The organism is Pseudomonas auratipiscis, from assembly GCF_036324085.1.
Lineage (GTDB): Bacteria > Pseudomonadota > Gammaproteobacteria > Pseudomonadales > Pseudomonadaceae > Aquipseudomonas > Aquipseudomonas auratipiscis.
This window is the reverse complement of sequence record NZ_JAZDCU010000013.1, coordinates 116,690-132,100: the sequence shown is the minus strand read 5'-3', so window position 1 is coordinate 132,100 and position 15,411 is coordinate 116,690. Positions and strand designations below refer to the sequence as shown.

The 15,411-nt window shown below is 56.7% G+C and carries 20 protein-coding genes; 19 read left to right on the top strand and 1 reads right to left on the bottom strand.

From position 1 onward, the window contains the following. The 17 genes from rplE (at position 1) to bfr (ending at position 10,204) form a co-directional block, all read left to right on the top strand. A complete protein-coding gene (gene rplE / locus V0R60_RS18480; protein ID WP_028944480.1) occupies positions 1-540 on the top strand; it encodes a 50S ribosomal protein L5 in 540 nt (179 codons plus the stop codon). A gap of 13 nt (positions 541-553) precedes the next feature. After that, complete coding sequence (rpsN, locus tag V0R60_RS18475; RefSeq protein ID WP_010220312.1) at positions 554-859, top strand: 30S ribosomal protein S14; 306 nt, start codon at positions 554-556, stop codon at positions 857-859. Positions 860-1,068: 209 nt separating this feature from the next. Continuing rightward, positions 1,069-1,461 (top strand): 30S ribosomal protein S8, encoded by a 393-nt coding sequence (gene rpsH / locus V0R60_RS18470; protein WP_010220313.1) that lies wholly within the window; start codon positions 1,069-1,071, stop codon positions 1,459-1,461. A gap of 12 nt (positions 1,462-1,473) precedes the next feature. Next, on the top strand, positions 1,474-2,007 hold the full coding sequence (gene rplF / locus V0R60_RS18465) for a 50S ribosomal protein L6 (protein WP_043861928.1): 534 nt from the start codon (positions 1,474-1,476) through the stop codon (positions 2,005-2,007). 10 nt (positions 2,008-2,017) lie between these two features. Further along, positions 2,018-2,368 (top strand): 50S ribosomal protein L18, encoded by a 351-nt coding sequence (gene rplR, locus V0R60_RS18460; protein ID WP_136474256.1) that lies wholly within the window; start codon positions 2,018-2,020, stop codon positions 2,366-2,368. A 3-nt stretch (positions 2,369-2,371) separates the two neighbouring features. Beyond that, positions 2,372-2,872, top strand: coding sequence for a 30S ribosomal protein S5 (gene rpsE / locus V0R60_RS18455; RefSeq protein WP_010220316.1), 501 nt, complete (start codon positions 2,372-2,374; stop codon positions 2,870-2,872). 2 nt (positions 2,873-2,874) lie between these two features. After that, positions 2,875-3,051, top strand: coding sequence for a 50S ribosomal protein L30 (gene rpmD, locus V0R60_RS18450; RefSeq protein WP_010220317.1), 177 nt, complete (start codon positions 2,875-2,877; stop codon positions 3,049-3,051). A 3-nt stretch (positions 3,052-3,054) separates the two neighbouring features. Beyond that, positions 3,055-3,489 carry a 50S ribosomal protein L15 gene (gene rplO / locus V0R60_RS18445; protein WP_136474258.1) on the top strand — a complete coding sequence of 145 codons (435 nt, stop codon included), beginning with the start codon at positions 3,055-3,057 and terminating at the stop codon, positions 3,487-3,489. After that, positions 3,490-4,821 (top strand): preprotein translocase subunit SecY, encoded by a 1,332-nt coding sequence (secY, locus tag V0R60_RS18440; RefSeq protein ID WP_133210696.1) that lies wholly within the window; start codon positions 3,490-3,492, stop codon positions 4,819-4,821. A gap of 28 nt (positions 4,822-4,849) precedes the next feature. Then, complete coding sequence (gene rpmJ, locus V0R60_RS18435) at positions 4,850-4,966, top strand: 50S ribosomal protein L36 (protein WP_002555468.1); 117 nt, start codon at positions 4,850-4,852, stop codon at positions 4,964-4,966. Positions 4,967-5,097: 131 nt separating this feature from the next. Then, the gene (rpsM, locus tag V0R60_RS18430; RefSeq protein ID WP_136474259.1) at positions 5,098-5,454 is read left to right on the top strand and encodes a 30S ribosomal protein S13; all 357 of its coding nucleotides are present in this window, start codon (positions 5,098-5,100) and stop codon (positions 5,452-5,454) included. Positions 5,455-5,484: 30 nt separating this feature from the next. Beyond that, the gene (gene rpsK / locus V0R60_RS18425; RefSeq protein ID WP_002555466.1) at positions 5,485-5,874 is read left to right on the top strand and encodes a 30S ribosomal protein S11; all 390 of its coding nucleotides are present in this window, start codon (positions 5,485-5,487) and stop codon (positions 5,872-5,874) included. A 15-nt stretch (positions 5,875-5,889) separates the two neighbouring features. Next, positions 5,890-6,510, top strand: a complete 621-nt coding sequence (gene rpsD / locus V0R60_RS18420) for a 30S ribosomal protein S4 (protein WP_330080477.1) — start codon at positions 5,890-5,892, stop codon at positions 6,508-6,510. A 22-nt stretch (positions 6,511-6,532) separates the two neighbouring features. Next, positions 6,533-7,534 (top strand): DNA-directed RNA polymerase subunit alpha, encoded by a 1,002-nt coding sequence (locus V0R60_RS18415; protein ID WP_003186012.1) that lies wholly within the window; start codon positions 6,533-6,535, stop codon positions 7,532-7,534. 42 nt (positions 7,535-7,576) lie between these two features. Then, on the top strand, positions 7,577-7,963 hold the full coding sequence (gene rplQ, locus V0R60_RS18410) for a 50S ribosomal protein L17 (RefSeq protein WP_002555463.1): 387 nt from the start codon (positions 7,577-7,579) through the stop codon (positions 7,961-7,963). A gap of 172 nt (positions 7,964-8,135) precedes the next feature. Continuing rightward, positions 8,136-9,584, top strand: coding sequence for a catalase (locus V0R60_RS18405; protein ID WP_330080476.1), 1,449 nt, complete (start codon positions 8,136-8,138; stop codon positions 9,582-9,584). 155 nt (positions 9,585-9,739) lie between these two features. Continuing rightward, positions 9,740-10,204 (top strand): bacterioferritin, encoded by a 465-nt coding sequence (gene bfr, locus V0R60_RS18400; protein WP_136474262.1) that lies wholly within the window; start codon positions 9,740-9,742, stop codon positions 10,202-10,204. Between the two features lie 95 nt (positions 10,205-10,299). On the opposite strand, the gene uvrA is transcribed toward bfr, so the two are convergent. Continuing rightward, on the bottom strand, positions 10,300-13,134 hold the full coding sequence (uvrA, locus tag V0R60_RS18395; protein ID WP_136474263.1) for an excinuclease ABC subunit UvrA: 2,835 nt from the start codon (positions 13,132-13,134) through the stop codon (positions 10,300-10,302). 134 nt (positions 13,135-13,268) lie between these two features. Between uvrA and V0R60_RS18390 the strand changes: the two genes are divergently transcribed. Both V0R60_RS18390 and V0R60_RS18385 read left to right on the top strand, forming a co-directional pair. Beyond that, entirely contained in the window at positions 13,269-14,663 is a 1,395-nt protein-coding gene (locus V0R60_RS18390; protein ID WP_136474264.1) for an MFS transporter, read from the top strand. 9 nt (positions 14,664-14,672) lie between these two features. Beyond that, a complete protein-coding gene (locus tag V0R60_RS18385) occupies positions 14,673-15,215 on the top strand; it encodes a single-stranded DNA-binding protein (RefSeq protein WP_136474265.1) in 543 nt (180 codons plus the stop codon). Positions 15,216-15,411 lie beyond the last annotated feature (196 nt).

Below are 15,411 nucleotides of genomic sequence, written 5' to 3'. Positions count from 1 at the left end.
ATGGCACGACTGAAAGAGATTTACCGGAAGGAAATTGCTCCGAAGCTTAAGGAAGAACTTAAGCTGGCGAACGTGATGGAAGTTCCGCGCGTTACCAAGATCACCCTGAACATGGGTCTGGGCGAAGCTGTCGGCGACAAAAAAGTCATCGAGCACGCTGTTGCTGACCTGGAGAAGATCACCGGTCAGAAAGCCGTTGTGACTTTCGCTCGGAAATCCATCGCGGGCTTCAAAGTCCGTGAGGGCTGGCCGATCGGCGTTAAAGTTACTCTGCGCCGTGATCGTATGTACGAATTCCTGGACCGCCTGCTGGCGATCTCCCTGCCTCGGGTTCGCGACTTCCGCGGCCTGAATGCCAAGTCCTTCGATGGTCGTGGCAACTACAGCATGGGCGTGAAAGAGCAGATCATCTTCCCGGAAATCGACTACGACAAGATCGATGCTCTGCGCGGTCTGGACATTACCCTGACCACCACTGCCAAGAACGATGACGAAGGCCGCGCTCTGCTGCGTGCTTTCAAATTCCCGTTCCGCAACTGATTGGAGTAGGAAAATGGCCAAGAAGAGCATGAAAAACCGTGAGCTGAAGCGTCAGCTCACTGTTGCCAAGTACGCCAAGAAGCGTGCCGAGCTGAAAGCGACCATCGTTAATCTGGAAGCAACTCCAGAAGAGCGTTTCGCAGCTGTTGTAGCTCTGCAGAAGCAGCCACGTGACGCCAGCGCTTCGCGCCTGCGTAACCGCTGCCGCATCACCGGTCGTCCACACGGCGTTTACCGCAAGTTCGGCCTCGGCCGTAACAAGCTGCGTGAAGCAGCAATGCGCGGTGACGTTCCAGGTCTGGTTAAAGCCAGCTGGTAAGACGTACCGGCAGCGTCCAGGTGGCGGGGGAGCGATCTTCCGACCACCGGTGACATTGCAACGAAACAAGCCCCTTATGGGGCTTGTTTCGTTTCTGGGATCTGTCTAGAATGACCGGCTCTCCTGAGCCCGGGTTTTTTCACCTGGCTCGCTTTGGAGACTGTAGTAGCCGAAAGGCTAATTTTTCTTGTATCAGGAGCGTCTAGCCCATGAGTATGCAGGACCCGTTAGCGGACATGCTAACTCGCATCCGTAATGCCCAGATGGCTGAAAAGTCCGTCGTAAGCATGCCTTCGTCGACTTTGAAGGTTGCGGTTGCCAAAGTTCTGAAAGACGAAGGTTACATCGCTGGCTACCAAGTCAGCAGCGAAGTAAAACCATCGCTTTCCATCGAGCTTAAATACTTCGAAGGCCGTCCGGTCATCGAAGAAGTCAAGCGCGTAAGTCGTCCAGGCCTGCGTCAGTACAAGTCCGTCGAAGAGCTGCCGAAAGTACGTGGCGGTCTGGGCGTGTCTATCGTCTCCACCAACAAAGGTGTGATGACTGATCGTGCTGCGCGCGCTGCCGGTGTCGGCGGCGAAGTTCTCTGCACAGTGTTCTAAGGGGGGATAAGCATGTCTCGCGTCGCTAAGAACCCCGTTAAGCTGCCAGCTGGCGTCGAAGTTAAGTTCGTCGGCCAACAGCTTTCGGTGAAGGGTGCCAAGGGCACTCTCGAACTGAACGTTCACTCGTCCGTAGAAGTCGTTGAAGAAGCTGGTGAGCTGCGTTTTGCTGCTCGCAATGGCGATCAACAAACTCGCGCTATGGCCGGTACTACCCGTGCCCTGGTTAACAACATGGTCCAAGGCGTAAGCCAAGGCTTCGAGCGTAAGCTCCAGCTGGTCGGTGTTGGTTACAAAGCTCAGGCTAAAGGCACTGTGCTGAACCTGGCGCTGGGCTTCTCGCATCCAGTGGATTACGAATTGCCTGAGGGCATCACCGCTGAGACCCCAAGCCAGACCGATATCCTGATCAAGGGTATCGATAAGCAGCTGGTAGGTCAGGTGGCCGCTGAAATCCGCGACTTCCGTCCACCAGAGCCGTACAAAGGCAAGGGTGTGCGTTACGCGGACGAAGTCGTCCGTCGTAAAGAAGCCAAGAAGAAGTAGGGCCTAGCAAATGACCGACAAAAAAGTTACTCGACTGCGTCGCGCTCGCAAAGCACGCCTGAAAATGCACGAACTCGAAGTCGTGCGTCTCTGCGTGTATCGCTCCTCGCAGCACATCTATGCCCAGGTCCTTTCGGCCGACGGCAGCAAAGTCCTGGCCAGCGCCTCGACTTTGGACAAAGAACTGCGTGATGGCGCCACTGGCAACATCGACGCGGCAACTAAGGTTGGCAAGCTGGTAGCTGAGCGCGCGAAAGCCGCCGGTGTATCTCAAGTTGCCTTTGACCGTTCCGGTTTCAAGTACCACGGCCGCGTTAAGGCGCTGGCTGAAGGTGCTCGTGAAGGCGGGCTGGAGTTCTAAGTTATGGCAAATAACGATCAAAAGCGCGACGAAGGCTACATCGAGAAGCTGGTTCAAGTTAACCGCGTTGCCAAGACCGTAAAAGGCGGCCGTATCTTCACCTTCACCGCGCTGACCGTGGTGGGTGATGGCAAGGGTCGCGTTGGTTTCGGCCGTGGCAAATCGCGTGAAGTACCAGCTGCGATCCAGAAAGCTATGGAAGCTGCTCGTCGCAACATGATTCAGGTTGACCTGAACGGCACCACTCTGCAGTACGCTACCAAGTCCGCCCATGGCGCGTCGAAGGTGTACATGCAGCCTGCCTCCGAAGGTACCGGTATCATCGCTGGCGGCGCAATGCGTGCTGTCCTGGAAGTTGCTGGTGTTCAGAACGTCCTGGCCAAATGCTACGGCTCGACTAACCCTGTAAACGTGGTTCACGCCACTTTCAAGGGTCTGAAGGCTATGCAGTCTCCTGAATCCATTGCTGCCAAGCGCGGCAAGAGCGTCGAGGAGATCCGCTGATCATGGCTACCGTTAAAGTAACGCTGATCAAAAGCACCGCCGGCCGTCTCCCTAACCACAAACTGTGCGTTAAGGGTCTGGGTCTGCGCCGCATCGGTCACACTGTAGAAGTCCTGGATACTCCCGAGAACCGCGGGATGATCAACAAGGCTTACTACATGCTGCGCGTCGAGGGTTAATCGATGAAACTCAATGATCTGAGTCCAGCGCCGGGTTCCCGTCGCGAGAAGCATCGTCCGGGTCGTGGTATCGGTAGTGGTTTGGGTAAGACTGGTGGCCGTGGTCACAAAGGTCAAACCTCCCGCTCCGGTGGCACCATCGCTCCAGGCTTTGAAGGCGGCCAACAGCCGCTGCACCGTCGTCTGCCGAAGTTCGGCTTCGTTTCGCTGAAAGCCATGGACCGCGCCGAAGTGCGTCTGTCCGAGCTGGCCAAAGTGGAAGGCGACGTTGTCACCGTGCAATCCTTGAAGGATGCCAACGTGGTTAACCAGAACGTTCAGCGTGTGAAAATCATGCTGTCGGGCGAAGTTACTCGCGCAGTCACCATCAAGGGTATCGCAGCCACCAAAGGTGCGCGTGCGGCTATCGAAGCAGCTGGCGGCAAGTTCGAGGAATAAATGGCTAAGCAAGGTGCTCTCTCTTCGCTCGGCAAAGGCGGGATGTCTGAACTTTGGGCTCGTCTGCGTTTTCTGTTCCTGGCGATCATCGTCTATCGGATAGGCGCACACATCCCAGTTCCAGGTATCAACCCGGACCGGCTGGCGGAACTGTTTCGACAGAATGAGGGGACCATTCTTAGCTTGTTCAACATGTTTTCCGGCGGCGCGCTGGAGCGGATGAGCATCTTTGCACTGGGGATCATGCCGTACATTTCGGCATCGATCATCATGCAACTGATGACCGCCGTCAGCCCGCAGCTGGAGCAGTTGAAGAAGGAAGGTGAAGCTGGCCGTCGTAAGATCAGCCAGTACACCCGCTACGGCACCGTAGTCCTGGCGCTGGTCCAGGCCATTGGCATGTCCATTGGTCTGGCCGGTCAGGGCGTGGCGTTTTCTGCTGACTTTGGCTTCCATTTCGTTGCGGTGTCCACGTTTGTGGCTGGCGCAATGTTCATGATGTGGCTGGGTGAGCAGATCACTGAACGCGGTGTAGGCAACGGTATCTCGATGTTGATCTTCGCAGGTATCGTCGCCGGTCTTCCGAGAGCAATCGGGCAGTCTTTCGAGTCTGCACGTACGGGCGATATCAACATCTTCGCTCTGGTTGCTATCGGTTTGCTGGCAGTAGCGATTATCGGTTTTGTGGTGTTCATTGAGCGTGGTCAGCGTCGTATCGCCGTTCACTACGCCAAGCGTCAGCAGGGCCGTAAGGTTTTTGCTGCGCAGACCAGCCACTTGCCGCTGAAAGTGAATATGGCGGGCGTTATTCCTGCCATTTTCGCGAGCAGCATCTTGCTGTTCCCGGCTTCGCTGGGTGCCTGGTTCGGTCAGTCCGAAGGTATGGGCTGGTTGCAGGACATCTCGCAGTCGATCGCTCCTGGTCAGCCGTTGAATATTCTGCTGTTTAGTGCAGGGATTATTTTCTTCTGCTTCTTCTATACGGCGTTGATGTTCAATCCGAAAGACGTAGCGGAGAACCTGAAGAAGTCCGGTGCCTTTATTCCGGGTATCCGTCCTGGTGAACAATCGGCGCGCTACATTGATGGCGTTCTGACTCGTTTGACCATGTTCGGTGCTCTTTATATGACGGCCGTCTGTCTGCTTCCCCAGTTCCTGGTGGTTGCGGCAAACGTTCCGTTCTACCTTGGCGGGACCTCGTTGCTGATTGTGGTAGTGGTTGTGATGGACTTCATGTCCCAAGTACAATCGCACCTCGTTTCGCACCAGTACGAATCCCTGATGAAGAAAGCCAACCTGAAAGGCTACGGCGGCAGCGGTTTGCTGCGCTGAGAGACCCTTAAGGTTCGAGGAGTTGGTGATGAAAGTTCGTGCATCGGTGAAAAAGCTGTGCCGTAACTGCAAAATTATTCGCCGCGAAGGTGTCGTTCGAGTAATTTGCAGCGCGGAACCACGTCACAAGCAGCGCCAAGGCTGAGTGTGATCTGCGCTACAAACCCAGCAGCTAGTGCGCTGCTGGGTTGATTAATTGTTTCTACAGCGATATTATCTCGCGCCCTATTTCTTGGCTTCCGGGGCGTAGGTAGCTGTCAATTGGAGTCCCACTGAATGGCCCGTATTGCAGGCGTCAACATTCCAGATAACAAGCACACTGTTATCTCGCTGACCTACATCTATGGTGTTGGTCGCACTACTGCACAGAAAATCTGTGTAGACACTGGGGTTAACCCAGCCGCAAAGATCAAGGATCTGAGCGACGAGCAGGTTGAATCGCTGCGTACTGAAGTTGCGAAGTACATCACCGAAGGTGATCTGCGTCGTGACATCAACATGAAAATCAAGCGGTTGATGGACCTGGGTTGCTACCGCGGCCTGCGTCATCGTCGGGGTCTGCCAGTACGCGGTCAGCGTACCAAGACCAACGCGCGTACCCGTAAGGGCCCGCGTAAGCCGATCCGCAAGTAATCGCACCAGCGAATCGACAGGAATTTAGAAATGGCAAAACCTGCTGCTCGTCCTCGTAAAAAAGTCAAAAAGACAGTGGTTGATGGCATCGCCCACATTCACGCGTCTTTTAACAACACCATCGTGACCATCACCGATCGTCAAGGTAACGCTCTGTCCTGGGCTACCTCCGGCGGTTCGGGTTTCCGCGGTTCTCGCAAGTCCACCCCGTTCGCTGCTCAAGTAGCTGCTGAGCGTGCTGGTCAAGCTGCGCTGGAATATGGTCTGAAGAACCTCGACGTTAACGTCAAGGGTCCAGGTCCAGGTCGTGAGTCCGCTGTTCGTGCTTTGAACGGTTGTGGCTATAAGATCGCCAGCATCACCGACGTGACGCCAATCCCGCATAACGGGTGCCGTCCGCCGAAGAAGCGCCGCGTGTAATCAGGAGACAGATAAATGGCACGTTACATTGGTCCAAAATGCAAACTGTCTCGTCGTGAAGGCACCGATCTGTTCCTGAAGAGCGGCGTTCGCGCTCTGGAATCGAAGTGCAACATCGAAGCAGCCCCAGGTATCCACGGCCAGCGCCGTGGCCGTCAGTCCGACTACGGCACCCAGCTGCGTGAGAAACAAAAAGTACGTCGCATCTATGGCGTTCTCGAGCGTCAGTTCAGCGGTTACTACAAGGAAGCAGCCTCCAAGAAGGGTGCAACCGGCGAGAACCTGCTGCAGCTGCTCGAGTGCCGTCTGGATAACGTCGTTTATCGTATGGGCTTTGGCGCTACTCGTGCCGAATCCCGTCAGCTGGTTTCGCACAAAGCGATCAGCGTTAACGGCAAGACTGTAAACATTCCGTCCTACCAAGTTCGTCCGGGTGACGTGGTCGCGGTTCGCGAGAAGTCGCTGAACCAGCTGCGCATTGTTCAAGCCCTTGAACTTTGCGCCCAGCGTGGCCGCGTTGAGTGGGTAGATGTGGATGCTGCCAAGAAGTCGGGCGTTTTCAAGAACGTTCCAGCTCGCAGTGATCTCTCCGCCGACATCAACGAAAGCCTGATTGTCGAGCTCTACTCCAAGTAAGGGCTAGAAAATAGGTGCATCCATGCAGATTTCGGTAAATGAGTTCCTGACGCCCCGCCATATTGATGTGCAGGTCGTCAGTCCAACCCGCGCTAAAATCACGCTCGAGCCTCTCGAGCGTGGCTTTGGCCATACCCTGGGCAACGCGCTGCGACGCATCCTGTTGTCCTCAATGCCCGGCTGTGCAGTAGTCGAGGCCGAGATTGACGGTGTGCTCCATGAGTACTCGGCAATCGAAGGTGTACAGGAAGACGTCATTGAAATCCTGTTGAACCTGAAAGGCCTGGCTATCAAACTGCACGGTCGTGACGAAGTTACGCTGACCTTGTCGAAAAAGGGTTCGGGGGTGGTTACCGCTGCCGATATTCAGCTGGATCATGATGTCGAGATCGTTAATCCCGATCACGTAATCGCTAACCTGGCGTCTAACGGCGCCCTGAACATGAAGCTCACCGTAGCTCGTGGTCGTGGTTATGAGCCGGCCGATTCGCGTCAGAGCGATGAAGACGAAAGCCGCAGCATTGGTCGCTTGCAGCTTGACTCTTCGTTCAGCCCGGTTCGCCGTATCGCATACGTGGTGGAAAACGCCCGTGTCGAGCAGCGTACTAACCTGGACAAGCTGGTTATTGATCTGGAAACCAACGGTACTCTGGATCCTGAAGAGGCTATCCGTCGTGCTGCAACCATTCTGCAACAGCAGTTGGCTGCGTTCGTCGACCTCAAAGGTGACAGTGAACCAGTGGTAGTCGAACAGGAAGACGAGATCGATCCGATCCTGCTTCGTCCGGTTGACGATCTGGAATTGACCGTGCGTTCGGCCAACTGCCTTAAGGCGGAGAACATTTACTACATCGGCGATCTGATTCAGCGCACCGAAGTAGAACTGTTGAAGACTCCGAACCTGGGCAAGAAGTCCCTGACTGAAATCAAGGACGTTCTGGCCTCCCGTGGTCTGTCCCTCGGCATGCGCCTCGACAACTGGCCGCCTGCAAGTCTTAAGAAAGACGACAAGGCGACTGCCTGATCGTCGTAATCACCGAACGTAGTGTTTGGTAAGGAATGAATCATGCGTCATCGTAAAAGTGGACGTCACCTGAGCCGTACCAGCTCTCACCGCAAGGCCATGTTTCAGAACATGGCGGTGTCGCTGTTCGAGCACGAGCTGATCAAAACTACCCTGCCGAAAGCCAAGGAACTGCGCCGCGTTGCCGAGCCGCTGATCACCCTGGCCAAGGAAGACAGCGTAGCTAACCGTCGTCTGGCTTTCGACCGTACTCGCTCGAAAGAAATCGTCGGTAAGCTGTTCAACGATCTGGGCAAGCGCTATGCCACCCGTCAGGGCGGCTACCTGCGTATCCTCAAGTGCGGCTTCCGCGCTGGCGATAACGCACCAATGGCGTACGTCGAGCTGGTTGATCGTCCTGTCGGTGGCTCGGTAGAAGCTGCTGAGTAAGGCGACAGTCTGAAACAAGAAACCGGGCCTCGTGCCCGGTTTTTTGTGTGTTCATGCATTGAAGCAATCTATTGATCTGAGTCAGGCAATGAATTTGTTGTTGTCATAGTTCTGGTCGATACTCACTCCAAGCCGATTAGCCGGCAGTTTGAGACCGATAGGGAGATAGCGCATGAGCCAGACCAAAATACTGACCACCGCCAGCGGTGCACCGGTAGCAGACAACCAGAACTCACGCTCTGCTGGGCCGCGGGGGCCGTTGTTGCTGGATGACTTTCACCTGATTGAGAAACTCGCTCACTTCAATCGCGAGAACATTCCTGAGCGTCGCGTGCATGCCAAGGGCTCGGGAGCCTACGGTACTTTCACTGTATCCAGGGACATCTCCCAGTACAGTTGTGCCAAGCTGTTCAATGCCATTGGCAAGCGGACCGAGACCTTCCTGCGCTTTTCAACTGTCGGCGGCGAGCGAGGCTCGGCGGACACCGAACGCGACCCGCGTGGTTTCGCCCTGAAGTTCTACACCGAAGAGGGCAATTGGGACATCGTTGGCAATAACACGCCAGTCTTCTTCATTCGAGATCCATTGAAGTTTCCTGACTTTATCCACACTCAAAAGCGTCTGCCGCAAAGCAACCTGAAGAGCGCGCAAGCGATGTGGGACTTCTGGTCGCATTCGCCTGAAGCACTGCACCAAGTCACCATCCTCTTTTCAGACCGCGGTATTCCTGATGGTTACCGTCATATGCACGGTTTTGGCAGCCACACCTACAGCCTGATCAACGCCCAAGGCCAGCGTACGTGGGTGAAGTGGCACTTCAAGACCAAGCAAGGCATCAAAAACTTGGCGCCCGCCGATGCAGCGCGCCTGGCAGGTACCGATCCGGACTACGCCCAGCGTGATCTGTTCGAAGCCATCGAGCGTGGTGACTTCCCTAAGTGGGCGGTGTGCATTCAGGTGATGAGCGAAGAAGAAGCGGCAAGCCGCGACGAGAACCCTTTTGACGTGACCAAGACCTGGTCGCAGAAAGAATACCCATTGATCGAAATTGGTGAGCTGGAGCTCAACCGCAATCCACTCAATTATTTCGCCGAAGTCGAGCAAGCTGCGTTTGGCCCGAGCAACATGGTTCCAGGTGTTGGTCTGTCGCCTGATCGTATGCTCCAGGGACGCGTATTCGCGTACGCAGATGCTCATCGGTATCGGGTGGGAACCAACCACCAGCAATTGCCGGTAAACGCACCACGCAGCCCGGTAAACACGTACCAGCGTGATGGTGCCATGGCCTTTGGGAGCAATGGTGGAGCGGCGCCGAACTACGAACCTAACAGCTACAGCAGTGCGCCAAAGCAGGCGCCGGAATTTGCCGAGCCGGCATTGGCCCTCAATGGTGTGGCTGATCGTTATGATCACCGCGAAGACACTGACTACTACAGTCACGCCGGCGCGTTGTTCCGCTTGATGAACGCCGACCAGAAGGCGCTGCTCATCAGCAACATCGCCGGTGCTATGGCGGGTGTATCTGAAGAGGTGGTACAGCGGCAACTGCAGCACTTTTTTAAGGCCGATCAGGCCTATGGAGAAGGCATCGCCAAGGCTTTGGGCATAAATCTCGCCTAAGTCGAAGTGATAAGAAGAACCGCCCTCATTTGGGCGGTTTTTCAATGAATATCACTACTGTTTACCGGTTTTTTTGCACTTTTTTGCCTGATTTCAAGTGACCTGTCGACGATCCTGGTTCAAACTATGACTTTCACACAGGGAGAGGCAAGGCGATGCAAGGTCACCCGGACGTAATCGATTATCTCAACACGTTGCTGACGGGCGAACTGGCGGCGCGTGATCAGTACTTCATTCACTCGCGGATGTACGAAGACTGGGGCTTGAGCAAGCTCTACGAGCGTATCAACCACGAGATGGAGGAAGAGACCCAACACGCTGATGCCCTGATGCGTCGTATCCTCATGCTCGAAGGTACTCCACGCATGCGTCCGGAAGATTTGGACGTGGGTACGACTGTCCCGGAAATGATTGCTGCCGATCTGCGACTTGAGTACAAAGTCCGTGCTGCGCTGTGCAAAGGCATCGAGCTGTGCGAGCTGCACAAAGATTACATCAGCCGCGACATTCTCCGCGTGCAACTGGCCGACACCGAGGAAGATCACACCTACTGGCTGGAGAAGCAGCAGGGCCTGATCAAGTCGATCGGTCTGGAGAACTACCTGCAATCGCAGATGTAATTTTCCCGTGTAAAAAAGAGCCCCGCCAGTGCGGGGCTTTTTGCATCTGCAGAGTCGGCGAAACCCGTTGGGTTCGCCGTTCTAGCCGAAAGGTTTCAGGCGCGGTCACGCTCCAGTAGTGGCTTGAGGTAGTGTCCGGTGTGGGACTGTTTCATCCCGGCCACTTCTTCAGGCGTACCGAAGGCGATGATCTGGCCGCCTTTGGAGCCTCCCTCGGGGCCCAGGTCGACGATCCAGTCGGCGGTCTTGATCACGTCCAGGTTGTGCTCGATCACCACCACAGTGTTGCCGTGGTCGCGCAGGCGGTGCAGGACGTCAAGCAACTGCTGGATATCGGCGAAATGCAGGCCCGTGGTCGGCTCATCGAGGATATACAGAGTTTTGCCGGTATCGCGCTTGGATAGCTCACGGGAAAGCTTTACCCGCTGCGCTTCGCCGCCGGAGAGCGTCGTTGCCGATTGCCCCAGCTTGATATAAGACAGACCGACATCCATCAAGGTCTGTAGTTTGCGCGCCAGGGCCGGCACCGCGTCGAAGAACTCGCGGGCTTCCTCGATGGTCATTTCCAGCACTTCGTGGATGTTCTTGCCCTTGTACTTGATCTCCAGGGTTTCGCGGTTGTAGCGCTTACTCTTGCACACGTCGCAGGGTACGTAGATATCCGGCAAGAAGTGCATTTCAACCTTGATCAGCCCGTCGCCCTGGCAGGCCTCGCAGCGTCCACCTTTGACGTTGAACGAGAAGCGGCCAGGGCCATAGCCACGGGAACGGGACTCTGGCACCCCAGAGAACAGTTCGCGGATGGGGGTGAACAGACCTGTGTAGGTTGCTGGGTTCGAGCGCGGAGTGCGACCGATCGGGCTTTGATCGATATCCACCACCTTGTCCAGGTGCTGCAAGCCATCACAACTGTCGTGTGGCGCCGCCTCCAGGGTGCTGGCGCCGTTGAGAGCGGTGGCACTGAGGGGGAACAAAGTGTTGTTGATCAGGGTCGACTTGCCCGATCCGGATACCCCGGTCACGCAGGTCAGCAGGCCGATCGGGATCTCCAGGTCGACATTCTGCAGATTGTTGCCGCGTGCGCCTTTGAGTTTGAGCGAAAGCTTCTTGTTGCGCGGAGTACGTTTGGCCGGTACGGCGATCTTCACGCGCCCCGACAGGTACTTGCCCGTCAGTGAGTCCGGATGGGCCATGACCTCGGCGGGAGTACCCTCCGCGACAATCTGGCCGCCATGCACGCCAGCACCGGGGCCGATGTCCACCACGTAGTCGGCAAGGCGAATAGCATCTTCGTCGTGCTCGACGACGATGACTGTGTTGCCGATATCGCGCAGGTGATTGAGGGTCGCCAGCAAGCGGTCATTGTCACGCTGATGCAGGCCGATAGACGGCTCATCGAGAATATACATCACCCCTACCAGGCCGGCACCGATCTGGCTGGCCAGGCGGATACGCTGGGCTTCGCCACCCGACAACGTGTCGGCGCTGCGGTCCAGGGTCAGGTAGTCGAGGCCGACATTGACCAGAAACTGCAGGCGTTCGCAAATTTCCTTGAGAATCTTGTCGGCGATTTCGCCACGGCGGCCCGTCAGCTTGAGACCACCAAAGTAAGTGCTGGCATCACCAATTGGCAGGTTGGTTACGGCAGGCAGCGTTTTCTCGCCGACCCACACATGACGTGCTTCACGGCGCAAGCGCGTGCCGCGACAGTCCGGGCATGGTTGGGTGCTGAGAAATTTGGCCAGCTCTTCGCGTACGGTTGCCGATTCGGTCTCGCGATAGCGACGCTCCAGATTCGGCACAATGCCTTCGAACGGGTGCGAGCGTTTAACGATGTCGCCCCGATCGTTCAGGTACTTGAAGTCGACGTTTTGCTTGCCGCTGCCGTGCAGAATGACTTTCTGTTGGTCGGCAGGCAGCTCGCCGAAGGGCACTTCGAGGCTGAAGTCGTAATGCGTGGCCAACGAGCCGAGCATCTGGAAGTAATAGACGTTGCGCCGGTCCCAGCCGCGAATTGCCCCTTCGGCGAGGGTCAGTTCGCTATTGACCAAGCGTTTTATGTCGAAGAACTGTTTAACGCCCAGCCCGTCACACGTCGGACATGCGCCGGCTGGATTGTTGAAAGAAAACAGCTTGGGTTCCAGCTCGCTGATGGCGTGGCCGCAGATCGGGCAAGCAAAGCGAGCCGAGAAAATCATCTCTTCGAATGGCTCGTCGTCCATCGAAGCAACCAGAGCGATGCCATCGGCCAGTTTCAGCGCGGTCTCGAAGGATTCGGCCAGGCGCTGCTGAAGATCGTCGCGAACCTTGAAGCGATCGACCACGACTTCGATGGTGTGCTTTTTCTGTTTATCCAGCTTCGGCAGTTCATCGAGCTCGAACAATTTGCCATTGACCCGGGCGCGCACGAAGCCCTGGGCGCGTAGCTCTTCGAAGACAGCCAGGTGCTCGCCTTTACGCTCACGAATCACCGGGGCCAGCAGCATCAGCTTGCTGCCCTCGGGCTGCGCCAGCACCAGGTCGACCATCTGACTGACCGTTTGTGCTTCCAGGGGAATATCGTGGTCCGGGCAGCGCGGCGTACCTACGCGGGCGTAGAGCAAACGCAGGTAATCGTAGATTTCGGTAATGGTGCCGACGGTCGACCGCGGGTTGTGCGAGGTTGATTTCTGCTCGATGGAGATGGCCGGAGACAGGCCTTCGATAGTGTCTACATCAGGCTTTTCCATCATCGACAGGAACTGACGTGCATACGCCGACAACGATTCGACGTAGCGGCGCTGGCCTTCGGCGTAAAGAGTATCGAACGCTAGCGAAGACTTGCCGGAACCGGACAGGCCGGTGATAACGATCAGCTTGTCCCGGGGCAGGGTCAGGTCGATGTTTTTCAGGTTGTGGGTCCGTGCCCCACGAATCAGGATCTTGTCCACTGCGGCCTCGCTTGGCGGGCGTAACATAAACGGTTGAGTATACGGCTCCATGCCATTACGCGGCAAAGCGTCACGTATATGCCGTTAAGCGATGGGACTGGTAGAATCGCCGCCGGTTCACACGAGGTTTATCCATGCACGATCCCCACAGCGAACGCATGAGTGCTAGCGAAACCCGCGCCGCAGGCGGCCTGGCTCTGGTGTTCGCCTTCCGTATGCTTGGCATGTTCATGGTTCTGCCGGTACTGGCGACCTATGGCATGGACCTGGCGGGCGCCACACCGGCGCTGATCGGTCTGGCCATTGGTGCCTATGGCCTGACCCAGGCTTTTCTGCAAATACCGTTCGGGATCATCTCCGATCGCATTGGTCGTCGTCCGGTGATTTACCTGGGCTTGGTGATCTTTGCCCTGGGCAGCGTGCTCGCAGCGCAGGCTGATTCGATCTGGGGCGTGATTGCTGGCCGTATCCTGCAAGGTGCCGGAGCGATTTCCGCGGCGGTGATGGCGCTGTTGTCAGACCTGACCCGTGAGCAGCATCGCACCAAGGCCATGGCCATGATTGGCATGAGCATTGGTTTGTCGTTCGCCGTGGCCATGGTCGTTGGCCCGTTGCTGACGCGTGCTTTTGGTTTGTCCGGGCTTTTCCTCGCCACTGCGGTCATGGCGGTAATCGGTATCGCTCTGATTGCTTTCCTCGTGCCGGCGTCCCACGGTGCTTTGCAGCATCGTGAGTCAGGCGTCGCCAAGCAGGCCCTGGGCCCGACCTTGCGTCACCCGGACCTGTTGCGCCTCGATGTGGGTATTTTCGTCCTGCATGCAATCCTCATGGCCAGCTTCGTTGCTTTGCCGCTGGCTTTCGTCGAGCGTGGCGGGTTGCCGAAGGAAGAGCACTGGTGGGTGTATCTCACTGCTTTGCTGATCTCATTTTTTGCAATGATCCCGTTCATCATCTACGGCGAAAAAAAGCGCAAGATGAAACGTGTCCTGCTTGGCGCGGTCGGTGTTTTGGTGCTTACCGAGCTGTACTTCTGGCTGTCAGCAGACAACTTGCGCGAACTGGTGATCGGCACCGTGATATTCTTTACTGCCTTCAACCTGCTGGAGGCATCCTTGCCTTCGCTGGTGAGCAAGGTATCGCCCGCCGGCGGCAAGGGCACGGCAATGGGGGTTTATTCCACCAGCCAATTCCTTGGTGCCGCGTTGGGAGGAATTCTCGGTGGCTGGTTGTTCCAGCACGGTGGCTTGAGTACGGTGTTCCTGGGCTGCGCAGTCTTGTGTGCAGTGTGGTGGATCGTAGCGCTGAGCATGCGTGAGCCGCCGTACGTGACCAGCCTGCGCATGCCGTTGTCGGCCGAGGCGGTCCGCGAGGCGGGACTGACCGAAAGGCTGTTGGCCGTACCGGGTGTGACCGACGCAGTGGTGGTGGTCGATGAAGCCGCCATCTATATCAAACTTGATACACAAATTTTGGATCGCACGACCCTGGAGCGTTTGGTAAACCCGACCTCCGCAGCGTGCGAAGCCTAGGAGAACGTTATGGCCCGTGGGGTTAACAAAGTCATTCTGGTCGGTACTTGCGGTCAGGATCCAGAAGTCCGCTACCTGCCCAACGGTAATGCCGTGACCAACCTGAGCCTGGCGACCAGTGAGCAGTGGACCGACAAGCAGACCGGTCAGAAGGTAGAGAAAACCGAATGGCACCGCGTGTCGATGTTCGGCAAGGTCGCGGAAATCGCCGGCGAGTACCTGCGCAAAGGTTCGCAGGTCTACATCGAAGGCAAGCTGCAGACCCGCGAGTGGGAAAAAGACGGCATCAAGCGCTACACCACTGAAATCGTTGTCGACATGCAGGGCACCATGCAACTGCTGGGCGGTCGCCCACAGAATCAGGACGGTGGCAACCAGTACAACCAGGGTGGCAATCAAGGCGGCAACCAGGGCGGTAACTACAACCAGGCGCCACGCCAGCAGGCTCAGCGCCCTCAGCAGTCGGCTCCCCAGCAGCGTCCAGCGCCGCAACAGGCCGCGCCGCAGCCCGCTCCGGACTTCGACAGCTTTGATGACGATATTCCGTTCTGATTCGTAGCGCAGAACGCTGTATCTTCAAAACGCCCGACGCAATGCGCCGGGCGTTTTTTTATGCCTGATCAGATATGGCTATGTGCCGGTAGTCCGCTTTCATCGTACATCCTGAAATCTTGACTACAGTATCAACTGGTGACTGCTGCAAAAGTCGCCACCGTGATCGTTCAAGAGGCGCCGGCAACGTCCCGCG

Bases quoted from the DNA above. Each gene is read 5' to 3' on its own strand.
- rplE (WP_028944480.1), top strand. From the start codon at position 1: ATGGCACGACTGAAAGAGATTTACCGGAAGGAAATTGCTCCGAAGCTT.
- rpsN (WP_010220312.1), top strand. From the start codon at position 554: ATGGCCAAGAAGAGCATGAAAAACCGTGAGCTGAAGCGTCAGCTCACT.
- rpsH (WP_010220313.1), top strand. From the start codon at position 1,069: ATGAGTATGCAGGACCCGTTAGCGGACATGCTAACTCGCATCCGTAAT.
- rplF (WP_043861928.1), top strand. From the start codon at position 1,474: ATGTCTCGCGTCGCTAAGAACCCCGTTAAGCTGCCAGCTGGCGTCGAA.
- rplR (WP_136474256.1), top strand. From the start codon at position 2,018: ATGACCGACAAAAAAGTTACTCGACTGCGTCGCGCTCGCAAAGCACGC.
- rpsE (WP_010220316.1), top strand. From the start codon at position 2,372: ATGGCAAATAACGATCAAAAGCGCGACGAAGGCTACATCGAGAAGCTG.
- rpmD (WP_010220317.1), top strand. From the start codon at position 2,875: ATGGCTACCGTTAAAGTAACGCTGATCAAAAGCACCGCCGGCCGTCTC.
- rplO (WP_136474258.1), top strand. From the start codon at position 3,055: ATGAAACTCAATGATCTGAGTCCAGCGCCGGGTTCCCGTCGCGAGAAG.
- secY (WP_133210696.1), top strand. From the start codon at position 3,490: ATGGCTAAGCAAGGTGCTCTCTCTTCGCTCGGCAAAGGCGGGATGTCT.
- rpmJ (WP_002555468.1), top strand. From the start codon at position 4,850: ATGAAAGTTCGTGCATCGGTGAAAAAGCTGTGCCGTAACTGCAAAATT.
- rpsM (WP_136474259.1), top strand. From the start codon at position 5,098: ATGGCCCGTATTGCAGGCGTCAACATTCCAGATAACAAGCACACTGTT.
- rpsK (WP_002555466.1), top strand. From the start codon at position 5,485: ATGGCAAAACCTGCTGCTCGTCCTCGTAAAAAAGTCAAAAAGACAGTG.
- rpsD (WP_330080477.1), top strand. From the start codon at position 5,890: ATGGCACGTTACATTGGTCCAAAATGCAAACTGTCTCGTCGTGAAGGC.
- V0R60_RS18415 (WP_003186012.1), top strand. From the start codon at position 6,533: ATGCAGATTTCGGTAAATGAGTTCCTGACGCCCCGCCATATTGATGTG.
- rplQ (WP_002555463.1), top strand. From the start codon at position 7,577: ATGCGTCATCGTAAAAGTGGACGTCACCTGAGCCGTACCAGCTCTCAC.
- V0R60_RS18405 (WP_330080476.1), top strand. From the start codon at position 8,136: ATGAGCCAGACCAAAATACTGACCACCGCCAGCGGTGCACCGGTAGCA.
- bfr (WP_136474262.1), top strand. From the start codon at position 9,740: ATGCAAGGTCACCCGGACGTAATCGATTATCTCAACACGTTGCTGACG.
- V0R60_RS18390 (WP_136474264.1), top strand. From the start codon at position 13,269: ATGCACGATCCCCACAGCGAACGCATGAGTGCTAGCGAAACCCGCGCC.
- V0R60_RS18385 (WP_136474265.1), top strand. From the start codon at position 14,673: ATGGCCCGTGGGGTTAACAAAGTCATTCTGGTCGGTACTTGCGGTCAG.